The organism is Endozoicomonas sp. YOMI1 (assembly GCF_024606345.1).
In the GTDB taxonomy this organism is placed as follows: Bacteria; Pseudomonadota; Gammaproteobacteria; order Pseudomonadales; family Endozoicomonadaceae; genus Endozoicomonas.
In genome coordinates this window covers 1-14774 of the sequence record NZ_JAHHPM010000138.1, presented here as the reverse complement: position 1 = coordinate 14774, position 14774 = coordinate 1, and the positions used below count along the sequence as shown (strand labels likewise).

Annotated in this window: 7 protein-coding genes; 3 read left to right on the top strand and 4 right to left on the bottom strand. The window is 48.6% G+C overall.

All coding sequences use genetic code 11. The annotated features are described in order from the left end of the window. Positions 1-456 precede the first annotated feature (456 nt). Together KDK15_RS04900 and KDK15_RS04895 are read right to left on the bottom strand one after the other, a co-directional pair. Positions 457-1344, bottom strand: coding sequence for a hypothetical protein (locus tag KDK15_RS04900; protein WP_257294246.1), 888 nt, complete (start codon positions 1342-1344; stop codon positions 457-459). A 436-nt stretch (positions 1345-1780) separates the two neighbouring features. Further along, positions 1781-2914: a hypothetical protein gene (locus KDK15_RS04895; protein ID WP_257294245.1), complete on the bottom strand. Its 1134-nt coding sequence runs from the start codon at positions 2912-2914 to the stop codon at positions 1781-1783. 106 nt (positions 2915-3020) lie between these two features. Here KDK15_RS04895 and KDK15_RS04890 point away from each other — a divergent pair, with 106 nt between their 5' ends. Beyond that, positions 3021-5936: a UvrD-helicase domain-containing protein gene (locus tag KDK15_RS04890; protein ID WP_257294244.1), complete on the top strand. Its 2916-nt coding sequence runs from the start codon at positions 3021-3023 to the stop codon at positions 5934-5936. A gap of 190 nt (positions 5937-6126) precedes the next feature. After that, positions 6127-7368: a hypothetical protein gene (locus tag KDK15_RS04885; RefSeq protein ID WP_257294243.1), complete on the top strand. Its 1242-nt coding sequence runs from the start codon at positions 6127-6129 to the stop codon at positions 7366-7368. Between the two features lie 84 nt (positions 7369-7452). Here the strand turns inward: KDK15_RS04885 and KDK15_RS04880 are convergent, their stop codons facing one another. Beyond that, entirely contained in the window at positions 7453-8496 is a 1044-nt protein-coding gene (locus KDK15_RS04880) for a DUF1186 domain-containing protein (RefSeq protein ID WP_257294242.1), read from the bottom strand. Positions 8497-9004: 508 nt separating this feature from the next. On the opposite strand from KDK15_RS04880, the gene KDK15_RS04875 reads away from it, so the two are divergent. Next, entirely contained in the window at positions 9005-10870 is a 1866-nt protein-coding gene (locus KDK15_RS04875) for an AarF/UbiB family protein (RefSeq protein WP_257294241.1), read from the top strand. Positions 10871-11015: 145 nt separating this feature from the next. Here KDK15_RS04875 and KDK15_RS04870 read toward each other — a convergent pair whose 3' ends face one another. Continuing rightward, the gene (locus KDK15_RS04870) at positions 11016-14612 is read right to left on the bottom strand and encodes an SNF2-related protein (RefSeq protein WP_257294240.1); all 3597 of its coding nucleotides are present in this window, start codon (positions 14610-14612) and stop codon (positions 11016-11018) included. Positions 14613-14774: the final 162 nt, after the last annotated feature.

The following is a 14774-nucleotide window of genomic DNA, read 5'->3' as shown; positions in this document are numbered from 1 at the left end:
GACCTTCGGGTTATGAGCCCGACGAGCTACCAGGCTGCTCCACCCCGCATCAAACTGCCAATCAGTATACTTCGGCAAAAGCCAGCTGACAACCTCTGCCCAATATCAAATATACTGCCCCCCCAAAACAAAGGGTCAGCCCTGAATTCGACCCACCAAACTTTACAACAGCAGTATACGACCAGAAACGGTTAAATCCACACCATAAAAAACTGCTCTATTATCTACCTTTTTCCTGCACTGTCAACTCGATCGAAGCACGCCTGACCATCTGAAAGCAAGGTGCTTTTGATTTCCATGGAAATCAGACTGACGACCCGCTCTGGAAAATGCATTGGACAGGCTTGATTTTATGTATGAGTAGAAGTCGGTTGGTATTATCCGCAACCATCTCCATCCAGACGATTCTTGCCATGGATGGAGAATGTCGCAGATTTCTTTAAATTATCGCCGTTGTCAGGGGAAAAATCGGAGCGGTGGCTGCGATGATGGTAATTGTGGTACTGACATTTCCTGAACAGGAAAATTGTCTTCGTTGTTTATTTTTCCACTGCCTTTTTTCAACGATTCTTGATCTTCATGCTCACAGGCTTGCCTTGTTTGACCTGTGTACGCATATCTCTGTCCTGCGGCTGCATACTGGGCATTACGCATATCCACAGGCGCAGGCCCTTGATTGCTGGATGAAGTATTGGATTTGAGACGGTCGTTACGGGTTTTCAAGTAATCCTTATTGAGGTATTCCTGCAAAAATGTCTGACTCAAAGCGAAAGAATCATAAATTACGTCCAGAACATGCTTTTTCTTCAAACTAATTGTGGCCGGAACAGAATTTCCATTAAAATCACAACAGACAGGATTTTGATATTTTTTTTGCAAAAGTTCAATTAGCTGAAGGGCTTTTTCTTTGCGTGTTTTGTTTTTTGTTCTAAATCTTTCCATTTCATCCCGATTGATAATGCCTTCTTGAAATAAATAGCCCAGGTATTTTTTTGGCTCAAGATCGCTGATAAAGACGTGTATATTTTCTTTTTGATACCAGAGATCCTCAATTAACGGTTTATCCGTCTTCAGGGTGACTTTACACACCGAAGCAGTGCTGGCAGAAACAGAGTCAAAGTTGCCGGAGCCTGAAGGATAAGCAGCAGGAAGTACATTGGGAATAAATGACCCACAATCCCGGGCTCGCATAGAACCAACCGCGCCCTCTGGTGGGAGAGAAGCCACAGCCCTGTCCCCCCAGAAGCCGATATCATCAGGTGCTGAAAGATTGTTTTCATCTGGGCTATCGGGGCGCTTTGGTCTTACCAAATTACAAGTATCATAATTTTTTACTGTATCCATAGTTTTAACGACTCCACATATAGACAACTACTTAAACCAAGTGGGTGCCAGCATTAGGACGATGAAGGATTGTTTCTGCAGCTCAGCCACAGGCCACACTTGAATAAGTTTTGCTTTAGCTTCATTTGTAGGGGGTTATGCGATTTTTGACAAAAGACTTATCAGAAAGTTCCTTTTTGAATAAACGTAATAACTTTTCATCATTAGCCATATGGCGCGCTCTGCCCTATTATTTTCTTCCCACCGTCCCTCCATTCACATTGCCACTGCGTAAAATGGGACTCTGTTCCGCCTGGTGTACTGTCTTTTGTCCCGTTACCCCCTGATCAAAGGCTGGCCATCCGGGGCTTGCAAATCCAGCAAATATTGGAGATAAACTGATAGTGACAGTCCACAATAGCTTGCTCAAAATCCTATTCAGAAGGCGAAATTGGTATTATTTTACCAGTACACACAAAACCAGCAGGATCATTGCCATCACCCCCAGGGCAATAATCAATCCGGACAAAAGTTCCGAAGCCGACAGGCTAACTATAGAGGCAGAGCCACGAATACCTGTAAATTCTTCCAGCACGGTAATAAGGAGAAAAAATAATAACAAAGCGGTTAACAGTTTAATGCTCCGAAGTCCGAACCGAAATTTTCTGCCCATAACAAAACCGGAATAACTGTCTTTGCCATAAAAATAATTGCCATTAAAAGTGCCGTTAAGAGTGCCATTGCAAAAGCAGGGGTGCTTCCCGGGACGCTTGCACTGTTCTCCCGCTCGTTCTGGCCAGCACTGGCCAGAGCATCCCTCAAAACAGTCCATCACCCGATTCTGGTTGCATTCACCATATAAGGTCATTGCATGATCACCACAGGGCAGATCACAGTTAGGCTGGAGCGGATCATATCGGGAAGATGCTCCCTGCCAGTCTGGGTGATTTGCGTTTTTGGAATGCTTGGCATAATAGTCAAGACACAGCTGAAAAAAGACCAGATCACTGTCCGGAAAAATGGCTTTACCACCGACAATCATACCGTGACCGACTTGCCAGGCAGGCTCTTTCCTGACTATTTTTTTCCCTGGGCTGTTCTTCTTTTTTGTGGCTTTCAGAGACAGTCTTTTTCTGGAAACTGATGGGAACCCTTGCGTGATCCTGCCAGTCTGTACAAAAACAACCAGGTCACGTGGGCAATGACTGCTAAATGATGGTAGATAAGCGGAGCAACTGTTCGGCCAGCAGCGCCTCTGAAGCTGGCGAGGACGGGATAAAAAAGGATGAAATAAAAAAGGGCGAATAAAACCCAGCAGAGGATATATACGACGAGACCTTAATGACCGGTTAACAATATCATTCCGCCCGGGTAGATCTTTGTTGTTATCCTGCTCATCCTGCCTGGCAGGAACCGTCAAAGACCGGCCACGCCGTTCATAACTGGCAATTGTAAACCCGGTAAAGCCACCCCGCTTGCCAATAACGGGCAACCCGGAAGAATGGCTCCGTCCTGAACGGTCAATTCCGTCAACCGCATAAAACCCTGACAGGATTTCCGATTTACCACCAACACCAATCGAATTAGACATCTCTGAACAATTGCTGGCCAACGGCCACCCGTTCATAATACTGGTATTTACTCATCAAAACTTCCTGAACTCGCAAAAGAACATTTAGTTTTCTATCCTGTTGCCCATGAATATACTCTTATACAACGATCTGAACGCCGACCAGATACCCGGCTTTGCCAAAGTTCGCAAAGCCCTTGAGAACAATAATTTCCAGCAGGCGGATGTGCGCAAGATCGGGGATAACCTTTACCGCGCACGGCTGAACCGAAACGACCGGCTGTTATTCTCCCTGCACCGGTACAATGGCGAGCCCTATTGCCTGATTCTGGAGTATATCCGCAATCACGCCTATGAAAAGTCCCGTTTCCTGGAACGTGGCGTAACCATTGATGAGGAAAAAATTCCGGTGATTGATGCTCCGGAAACTGAGTCCTCGCCAGAACTGACTTACCTCAATACCGCACACGACCGTTTTAACCTGCTGGACAAGATTATCTCCTTCGACGGAGAACAGCAGTCCGTTTACCATTTACCACCGCCCCTGGTGATTATCGGCAGTGCCGGCAGCGGCAAAACCGCCCTGACCCTGGAGAAAATGAAGCAAACGACGGGCGACGTACTCTATGTCAGTCACTCCCCCTTTCTGGTGCAAAGTGCCCGTAACCTTTACTACGCCCACCACTACGATAATGAAGAACAGAATGTGGAATTTCTCTCCTTCCGGGAGTTTCTGGAAAGCATTCGGGTACCCGCCGGACGGGAAGTGACACTTAAAGACTTTGAAGGCTGGTTCCAGCGCCATAAGGGCAACAGCAAACAGAAAGACCCCCATAAACTCTTTGAGGAATTCCGGGGCGTGCTGACCGGCCCTTCCACCGAGTCACCCTGGCTCTCCCGGGATGAGTACCTGAAGCTGGGGGTGAAACAATCCATCTTCAGTGACGAAGAGCGTGCGAGCGTTTACGACCTGTTCGATAAATACCGGCAGTTCCTGGAAAAGGAGAAGTTATACGACACTAACATTATCAGCCACAGCTACCTGGCCAGCGCCGAAACCCAATACGACTTTATCGTGGTGGATGAGGTGCAGGACATTACCAACATTCAGCTCTACCTGATACTGAAGACCCTCAGGCATCCGGGTCACTTTATTCTCTGTGGTGACTCCAACCAGATTGTCCACCCGAACTTTTTCTCCTGGTCCAAGGTCAAGACCCTGTTTTTCGAGCAGCAGGGCCTGACCGGCGAGGGTGAGATGATCCGGATACTCCAGTCCAATTACCGCAATGCGCCGGTGATCACCCATATTGCCAACCGGATTCTGAAACTGAAGCACGCCCGCTTTGGTTCCATCGATAAAGAGAGCAACTACCTGGTCGACAGCATTGGCGAACACCGGGGGCGGCTGCAGTTGCTGACGGACAGCCAAAAGGTCAAACAGGATCTGGACAGCAAAACCGCCCGCTCCACCCGCTTTGCCGTGCTGGTAATGCACCCGGACCAGAAAGCCACCGCCCGCCAGTGGTTTAATACGCCGCTGGTCTTCTCCATCCAGGAGGCCAAGGGGCTGGAATACGACAATATCATTCTTTACAACTTTATCAGCGATGAAGAAAAGAGCTTCCGGGATATTGCCGCGGGTGTAGACCCCGCAGCGCTGGAAAAAAAGACCCTGGAATACGCCAGGGCGAAGAACAAGCAGGATAAATCCCTGGAGATCTACAAGTTCTTTATCAACGCCCTCTACGTCGCCATTACCCGGGCGGTGAGTAATCTCTACATTATCGAAGCCAACCAGAAGCATCCGTTAATGCGGCTACTGGACCTGGAACGATTTACCGGTGACCTGAAGATGGATAAGCAGGCCTCCAGCCTGGATGAGTGGCAGAAAGAGGCTCGCAAGCTGGAACTGCAGGGCAAGCAGGAACAGGCCGATGAGATCCGCAGTCGGATACTGCAGCAGAAGCCGGTGCCCTGGCCGGTACTTGATCGCACCGCCTTCACGAAACTGCAGCAAGAAGCCACGAGCGGTAATAACAAGAAAAAGCAGCTGCTGGCTCTGGAATACGCCCTGATCCACTGGCATCTACCCATGCTCAACCAGTTGATCACCAGCGGCTTTAAACCCGCCACACAGACGGAAGAAAAAGCGGTCAAACAGCTGCATCAAAAGCACTACATGACCTACGACCTGAATAACCCCGGCAGTGTGTTGCGCGACACGGAGAAATACGGCATCGACCACCGTACCATCTTCAACCTGACCCCGTTGATGGTTGCCGCCCGTCTTGGCAATGCTGGCTTGGTCAGGGAACTGATGGAGCGCGGTGCCAACCCGGATCTGTGCGGCAGCCATGGTCTCAACGCCCTGCAGATGGCACTGGAGCAGGCACTGGTGGATGAACGCTATGCCCGCCATAAACTGGCACCGGTCTACAGCAGGCTGGAGCCGGACAGCCTGTCTATCCAGGCCCGGGGCCGGTTGATCAAGCTGGACAAGCGCCTGATGGGACTGTTTGTACTGAACCTGATGTTTGCCATGTTTTATCGCAAACTGGGCGAACTGGCAGGCAGAGGCGAGGGTTTCTCTGCCAAAGACATTACCGAATGGGTGCAAACCCTGCCTGACGAGGTTTTACCGGAACGCCGGAAAAAGCAGAGTTACATCAGCAGTATTCTCTCCGGCAATGAGGTAGATCGAGATGCGCCCTATAACCGCAAGTTATTCAAGCGCATCCGCCGAGGGCATTACATTATCAACCCAGGCATAAAACTTCGCCAGGGAGAGGAATGGATAGCAGTGCACAACCTGTTAAGCCCGGAAGACCTGGGTTTCAGGCCAAGCTGGATGAGGTTGAACAAAGAGGATCAGCTGATTTTTAAAGATCGTTGTCAACATTTAGATCAGAACCGCTGGAAAAATCTGACGGCCTATTGTGAGTACATTCAAAAACTTCAGGAGCAGGCAGAGAAAGAACTGGAAGAACGCCGTGTGAAGTCCCGGCTGGACATCCAAAGTGAGGAACTTACCACCGGATAGATTGTTGCAACGCCTGTGATCGGCAACACGCTACCCGCAAAGCCTGGACTGCTTTTGCGGGTAGCACTCTTTTCTCATCAGAATTTATGGAACTTTTCTTTGACCACACACTCAAACCCGTGAAAAGTCAAAGCTGAAAAAACCATAATCTCACATGATCACCGACTGTCGATAATTAGATGGAATTTTTATGAATATTTCTTCCCATCAAGCTCTACCTGCTAGTAATCTTTTCCAAGAGTTAAAACAAAAAGATTCTGAAATAAAGAGCACATACCAAGAGTTTAAAAGTCAGATACATGGTGAATTAATACCGAGAAACCATTTTTTTGAATGGGTTGGTAATAAAACGCTCCCTGAGCGACAAGTGCAAATAGTTCACCATTTCAAGAGCCTTGCAAAGTTCAATGATTTTCATGTTTACATTCTGACTGATAAACCAATGAAATTTATTGCTGCACAATCCAGGTGTGATGGAATAACAGGGGCGGTGGACATCATTACTGTCGACCAACTAAATGAAGACTTTTATAAAGCATTGAAAAATTCAAAGGTACCTGACTATGACAAGCTCTATAAAGATTTTGTTAACAATACGCGGCTACACAACGCAGGACTGGAAAATCAAACGTTACGAAGCCATTATTACCGGTTGGCGCTCATCTATACTTACGGCGGGATTCATAGTGATATAAATATACCTTTAAAGGAGCTTGACTCTTCGGCAAGTGCATTACAGCACCCACTGATACCGCTTAAGGGAAAAAACGGGCTACTAATGCAAACTCTTGATTATCCGGTTGATGGATATGGCTCAACTACTCCTTCTCCAACTAATAGCCTCTTCGCCTCCCAAAAAAACAACCCGATTATTCTTTCCATGATTAAACATATGCTTGATTTAGAGAATAAGCTGAAAGGAATATTAATAGAAGACTCAGATAAAAGTGATTTTAAAAAGACCATGACCTTACATGATGCTATGCGATTATGGCAATGTAAGGAAGAATATTTTGTCAAAGCTTATATTGAACATTTGAAAATTTTATCTGAAATTGAAACGCCTGGTATATCCGATGAATCTTCAAACTCTGATTTAGATAATTTAAAAGATCATATAATTCCACTTTTGAAAACCAGAGAAAGACAAGATTATACAGAACTTAAACAACATGGAATTTTAACTGCCAGGCATTGTGTTGTCATGAAAATACTTTCAGGTGGTACTAACGCATTAATTACTTTACAAAATAACGGACCAGAAAAATATAACGGATTTGAAGACTTTGCTGAATATTCAGGCTTTCCATTACCCGATAATCAGCCATCGTACGCAAATATTAAGCCAATTCGTGATGCGTTTGCCTTGCGGGGGCTTGGCAGTTGGTATGGCAAACCAAATCCTCATTATGTCGATGATAACAACATATAAAAGGCAGACTCAGCTCAAGAACATTGACTATTACTGATTGCTTTCCCACGGGTCACCCCGTGGGAAACGACTTTTTCTCATCCATCAGCCGCAACACTTCTTATACTTGCGCCCGCTACCACAGGGGCAGGGGTCATTTCTTCCCACCTTCGGGTGTTGTCTAACCAGCGGCTGTGCAGGTTTCCCGGGAGAGGAGGACTGAAAAGGCCGTTGCTGCGGTAACCGCATCGGCTTGCGAGCTTGTGGCTTGGGTTTTCTGGCTGGCCAGGGCCGCGTCACACGCTGAACACCCTCTGGCTCCGCATTGCTTCCGACAGGTGTTCTCTCAGCGGGCTTTTCCTGGGGCCGACTGCTGTTAAAGCTGGCCCAGCCTTGCAACTCAGCCACACAGTCATCAATCAGGGCAAAGCTTTCATAGGAAGGAAATCTTACCTCGCCGGGATGCTCCTGTAACATCGTACTTAACCGTTCCCTGCCCATAAATGAGTCGTTCAGTAATCCCCGGTCAAACACGTCCAAAACGGGAGCTTCCAGCTCGACAGCTCCGGCAATGAAGCAGTTAGAGACCAACCCGTCCCAGACCGGACTCCGCTGCTGCTCAAGCCCACCATCAAACAGCTGTTCGAAGTAGCTAACCAGCACCTTGCGGGGAAGCAACCCATGGAAAACCAGAATCGTCAGGCAGGTCAAACAGGAAGATCGAACGCAAGGGTGCACCGCTGTATTTTCAATCACTTGCTTCAGCGATTCCACGTTACATCCGTTACCGGTGTCACTTTCGCTATTTTCTTCACCGGCCATTACCGACGCCAGTATCCGCCCCAGGCTCTCACTGACCACATAACCGAGCAGTCGGTTAACCGTCCGGGGGCTGGCAGACACGATCTGGAGCATCACCGGCAATGCCTTTGACTCACGGAACTGAGCCAGCAGGTAAAAGGCAAAAAAGACCAGATCCACACGCTGACCTTCGGGTATCTCATTCCCCTGCCCGGCAACGCCTTCCAGATAGTCAAGCAGACGGGGAATCAATTCTGACCGCTGCTCACTGGCCGCCAGCAGTGCTTCTCTGGGCAGCTCACCCATCACATGGTTTGATAACCGGTTGATAACATCGTCAATGTTCACGGGTACTCATCCTGTCTCTTGTCGCTATTTTTTAATAAGCATAGCGTTTAAACCATCTATGAGGGTTTGTACCGGAATAACTTCTTTATTTAATTCGGGCTGCGCCGTTATACAGTAAACATTAAGCATCTATCCATTGCTGAGGTTGATAATTTCCAGCCTTTACCAGGTTGATAGAGTTACCAGGATAATTAATCCCAGAAAGTTATCAACAAGATAAAAAGAGATGAATTTGAGTGACTTTATTAAATAATTCTGAACTTTTGGAAACAAAGCCAGTAACAAAGTAAGTAGAAGTTTGTTTTTAAATATTTTTTCCAAAAAAATCATAAGACTGTAGTCAGACTTAAAGACTTGGTTAATAAGGAGTGAAACTATTTCCTTACCAGATGGTCAAAATTTACGAAAGGAAATTATTACCTACTTAATAAATAGATCAATAAAGGTGTTTATGTTTCAGAATATAACTACAGATGGATCTGGTATTCAGGGGATTAAAACTCTCACAATGGCCGATTCCAAAGATGGCGACACTCGTCAGCCTCACCATTCATCCCTTTTGCGTGGAGTGGGAAACGTTGATACTGATGGGATAAACCTGACAGTACAGCCAAGCGATGCCACAGGCACGTCTACTGCCGGGATGCCATTAGTGCACAGAACGGTATCTGCAAGCAATGGTGATTCCCTGTTGGGGAGCATTTGGGCAATGACCCGACGAGCTGTTGAGGTAGCTGCCACAACAACCATGGCTGCCTTCTCACCACGAACTTATGATTTAGTTGGTGGAATCATGAGCTCGGGAGGGGTACTCTTTGGAAAATTCGTGCAATTATGGGCCCTGAAAGTTGATACCCCCATTATTAAAAGAGAGAGTAACAGCCAATTTCCGGGAGGCTGGATTGACCCGAAGACAGTCGTGAGCGTTTTGCAGCGTAATCAGCACAACAACGGGTGGTGGCCACAAGCGATCGGATCGGGAATATTTCCGGAATCTGATTTTGAAAACCCTGACCATCGCCCAAAGAGAGCAAAACTGGAAGTACCCATAGAGTATATTGAAAACCTTGGGCGCGGGACTGTTGCCCAAATTGATAAATGTCTTATTAACGGGCATCCCTATGCGGTTAAATCGGCATCTCAAAAGTTGATCAGGAATCTCAGCGATGATGTCTGCATATTGAAGAATGCCTATTTTCCTGTAGTGCGCATGATGCTGGTTTCTGCCCTGGACAGGACGCACGGTACGCCAATCACTTATGACAGTTTTGTTAAATCAGCGGATTCCCTGATCGATGAGGGCAATTTATCAAAAGAGCTTGCCAATACCAAAAAACAAGGTCTTATACTGAAAAAACTGTCACAATTGAACGAGTATTCTGTTCCGGTTCCCGACGATTCAGATGCGGCGAACTATGTTCAACGGATACCGGTTAAATTCAAGGTCCCTGAGGTTGCGGAAAATATTTCCAGTTCTGATGCTCTGGTCATGGAATTTATCGATGGTTGTTCCCTCGATCGTTATGGTGAAATGAGAGAACGATTTTCTGATTGGCATCCTGTATGGAGACGGATACAAGGAGGGGTGTTTCTATGCACTAGAAATGTGAAGGAAATTATCGCGAATCTTCGCGAACTGCTGGTGAGAGTCTATCTGCAAGCCGCCAGGGAGTCCGGATTTTTGAATAGCGATTTTCAGGAAGGCAACTTCATGATGAAATTGGAGCATGATCATATTTGTATCTATTTTATTGATCATGGAAACTGCATTACCGTAGATAATTTTGATATTGGTGCCCGGGATGTACTGTGCAACTGTCTGGTAATGGATCTGTTCCTGGCCTTCTATCAACGCCACCATGATAGAAGTGAAGAGGATCACCTTCAACTTGCCTCAGATCATATTGAATCCTGGCAAACAGATGAAATCATGGATATGCGTATCCGGCCAATGGCAGGAGAAATCCATCGAAGTTCCAGAGCGTTTATCACACATTGGCGTTCTATTTTTATTTCTCTTGCCAACCAGCAACAGGAATCTGAGTTTGATTTTCGCAAATACTTCCGTGGGATGACCGTCAGGGATGTATGCCGTGATATCTACCGTTTGTTGCAATCCAACTATGCATTTTCGGGGCAGGCTGAGCAAATGATATCCGAAGAGGAGTTTATTTATAGCCTGTCGGATCTGCTCTCCAAAGCTGCGCTGAAAAATAAGCTACGAGACCATACCGATAAAGACGAAGTCTTTAAAGCTGCCGTTGTTCCCTTTATTGATTATCTTAACGACCTGGGCTTTTGTCTGAAAGAGAACGTGTTGCTTCATCGGGTTTTTCGACAAATTCGAGCTTTTAGAAACAATAGAGTGTGGTAAGTGGCTACCGTTCTGTGTTTGAACCACAAAGGCACATAGAAAACTCTTCTTCGTGCACTTTGTACCTTTGAGGTTCAGTCTTCAACTTCTCAAAGCTTGGGGGCAGGGGCTTAATGTCCTCCATAAGCTTCCCTTTAAGGTCAACCTACAAAGCAACCAGCGCCTTCAGCTCAGCATCCGACAACTCGGTCAACCATTGCTCGCCACTGGCCACGGTCAAATCGGCCAGTTCCTTCTTGCTCTGGATCATGGCATCAATTTTTTCTTCAAAGGTGTTTTCGGTGATTAACCGGTGCACCTGAACATTGCGCTTCTGGCCAATCCGGTAAGCGCGGTCGGTTGCCTGGGCTTCTACGGCCGGGTTCCACCAGAGATCGTAATGAATCACCTGGCTGGCGGCGGTCAGGTTAAGGCCCGTGCCCCCGGCTTTCAGGGAAAGAATCATCCCCCGGGTTCGAAAATCGTTCTGGAATTTATCCACCAGCTCATCCCGCTTTTTACGGGAAAGCCCGCCGTGGAGGAACGGAATGCTCAACCCGAGCTCCCGCTGTATGGCGTCCATCAATAAATTACCCATAGTCGTATATTGAGTAAAAATCAGCACTTTCTCTTCGCCCGCCATGGCTTCACGCATAATCTCGATAAAGGTGGCGAGCTTGCCCGACTCACTGGTCACCGCCTGTGGATGGTTTAAAAACTGTGCCGGTGAATTGCAGATCTGCTTAAGTGCATTGAGCAGCTTGAATATAATCCCTTTGCGCTCAATGCCCTCCTCGGCGGCGTTCAGGTCCTCCATAATCGAGTCAACGGTACTCTGGTAAAGTGAAGCCTGCTCCTTACTCAAGGTGCTGTAACGGTTACTTTCTACCTTGTCGGGCAGATCACTGATAATGGTTTTGTCGGTTTTCAGGCGACGAAGGATAAATGGGCCGGTAAGTTTCCGGAACTTATCCAGTGCCGCCTGATCCCGATCTTTTTCGATGGGCAAGGCAAACTCGTCGGTAAATTTCTTTTGCGTTCCCAGGTAGTTTTTGTTGGTAAAGTCAAACAGGCTCCAGTATTCCCGCAGCCGGTTTTCTACCGGTGTACCACTCATGCCAATACGGATATCGGCCTTCAGTTTTTTAATCGCTTTCGTCTGTTGGCTGGTTGGGTTCTTGATATTCTGAGCTTCATCAATCACCAGCGTCCGCCAGTTAACCTTGCCAAGGCGGGCTGCATCGGAACGGGCCAGACCATAACTGGTCAGGATAATATCGTGCTCACTGTGGTTCAGTTCCCGTTGGCTGCCATGATAAATCTGGGCCTTGAGGGAGGGGGCAAACCGTTCAATCTCCTTTCTCCAGTTGGTCAATAGCGATGTGGGTGCCACCACCAGCGCTTTGCGCTCGTCCAGCTGACCGGTCACCTGCTGATGTAACAGAAACGAGATCACCTGTAAGGTTTTACCCAACCCCATATCGTCGGCAATCAGCGAGCCAAAACCGATACGGGCATTCTGGGCCAGCCACTGGAAGCCACGCTGCTGGTAAGGTCTCAGCTGAGCATTCAGGCCTTCCGGTAATGGCGTTGGCTCACTGTTCAGTAACTGGTCAAACAGCGCCCTGGCGCTGTCACCCAGATCGACGGCTGCCCCGTCCAACTCACCGGTAAGCCCAGCCCGCAGTAACTCAATACGGGAGAGCGACTCCGGCAGGGCACTCAGTTTTTTCAACAGCCCCTGCAGCCGGGCGTTATCCAGCATGACGTACTGATCCAGCATTTTGACCAGCCCCGATGCATTTTTCACCAGCTCGGCAAACGCTTCGGCAGAGACCCGTTTATCGCCCACCGCCACCTGCCAGTTAAAGCGTAACAGCTGATCCAGGTTCAGGTAACTGACGGGTTGACCACTGTCGCTTCCGGACAGTGAGAGACTCAGCTGTGGATAGGCCAGTTTTCGCAGCCCCTTGGGCAGCACCAGCTGGATACCCAACATTTGCAATGCTGGCAGCGTCTGTAATAGCACCGGGGTAAACGTGGCAAGGGAATAGACCAGCGACCGGTCACCGTCCTGCTGATACAAACGCTCAATATCCGGCAGATAATCCACCAGCAGCGCCAGATCGGTTAATGCGCTCATCCGCACATCCGATAAACGGTCATCAACCAATAAGCCAGAGAGCGGTGTCAACTGCCCCTGCTGCTCAACCTGAACATCCACCGATAAGGCGTCATCACCATCATCCAGCACCTCATGTACCACCAAGTGCAGACGATGCTGTCGCTCGCCCAGGTAAAGCCGGTGTAACCAGTCCCGCATCACCCTGGGATACTGCTGATTGTCAAACCGGTTGAAGCGACAAGGCTCATTGGCAAAAAACAGGCAGGCAATGTCGTCCACCGCCAGATTACCTGGCGACTGCTGCAAAGCACGCTGGGTAATCTGACCGATCAACCAGTGAAGAGCGGTATCCACCTGGGTCTGCCCATCGGCAAACCACTCAACTGGCTTTTTCCTGCGCGGGGGAGTATGCGACAGTGTCACCAGATCCGGTGGACAGAGGTCGTATAATGGCAACAACATCGCCTTGACCGGTTCACTGAGTAACGCCGGCTGGTGACGGATCAGGGTAAAGTCACCAGAGTCCTGATAAACCGCAGGTACATACGCCTGTTCAAACACCAGCCGCAACGCCAGCCGGTAAAGCTGGAGCCACATCAGGGCATAATGATAATGGCGACTGGTTTCCGGGCTCTGGCTGACCTGTAGCTTGCCCAGTAACGAGAACCAGTCGGCCCCACTCTGGGGTTGATTAACACCAGAACCTGTGTCTGCCATCACAAAACACCCGAATTCATCCACCACCAGGCGGAGCCAGTCAAACTCGCTGATATCAACCCCGGATGACTGATCGTCAGCGGGAATCTCTTCTGTTTTTCCCCTGCCCCGGGTTCCGCGTTTAAACGGCACCACCTTTGCAGATACCGGATTAAGCAGTTTATCCACATTCCCCGTTAATCTGGCCGCACGCTTATAGATGCCCGCCATGATCTGTCGGAAGTCCTTATCATGAAACAGCGGCTGTGGCGTCAGAATACTGAAAATACGCTCACCCAGCGGCTCGATGGTGGTCAGGTCGAACTGTTCAAACGCGGGCGTTTCAGGAATGGTCCAGTGTTCAATGACCGGTTCTGCCCGCCAGTCATCCAGCACCCGGGGCAAATTATCAAGATTGGCCAGGTTCAGGCCGGACGCTTTCTCAATGGCTTTGGGCAAATCCATGGCTCGCAGCCGGAACACCAGGAACGGGTCCTTATCAATTTCATTGGCAATCAGATAAATGACGGCGGCAATATGTTTGCAGGGCATGGCCCAGTCCGGGCAGGAACAGCGGGCATTCATATCCTTCCAGCTGGCCGGAAACACAGAAATTTTCTGTTCTTTCAACAACGCCAACGTCTGTTCGGGCAGTTGTCTGCTTAACAGTCTGGCCAGCACCGCCGGATTCTGGTTGATGGTGGCAATGATCTTCTTTTGGGCACTGGCGGAAAAGGCCGGCAACCGAACCTCCACCTTGTAGGGTGTTCTCCTGCGCCCCTGCACATCTGCCTCAGCACCGGTGCCGGAGACATCAATCCTGCGCACGGAACCATTACCGGCATAACTTCGCCCACGGGGCAGCCGGTTACTGTAATCAATACCGTTGAACGCCTCGAGCCACTGCTCTCCCCACCAGGTTTTTCCGTATTTTGCCGCCATGAGTCTGGTTGCCTGAAGTCTTCATTAAGATTGAAATCATCGTGTACCCTGCGCTTGCTGTCCAGTCTCTGCCTCTCACCCGTGATGGGAAGGGTGACTGCACCCCCCCTTATCAGGCGAGGCTTCTGACTTCTTAGGCAGCGACCGACAGTACGCCGGATT

Excerpts from the sequence above, each read along its gene's own strand:
- KDK15_RS04900 (WP_257294246.1), bottom strand. The coding sequence starts at position 1,344 with ATGGATACAGTAAAAAATTATGATACTTGTAATTTGGTAAGACCAAAG.
- KDK15_RS04895 (WP_257294245.1), bottom strand. The coding sequence starts at position 2,914 with ATGTCTAATTCGATTGGTGTTGGTGGTAAATCGGAAATCCTGTCAGGG.
- KDK15_RS04890 (WP_257294244.1), top strand. The coding sequence starts at position 3,021 with ATGAATATACTCTTATACAACGATCTGAACGCCGACCAGATACCCGGC.
- KDK15_RS04885 (WP_257294243.1), top strand. The coding sequence starts at position 6,127 with ATGAATATTTCTTCCCATCAAGCTCTACCTGCTAGTAATCTTTTCCAA.
- KDK15_RS04875 (WP_257294241.1), top strand. The coding sequence starts at position 9,005 with ATGGCCGATTCCAAAGATGGCGACACTCGTCAGCCTCACCATTCATCC.
- KDK15_RS04870 (WP_257294240.1), bottom strand. The coding sequence starts at position 14,612 with ATGGCGGCAAAATACGGAAAAACCTGGTGGGGAGAGCAGTGGCTCGAG.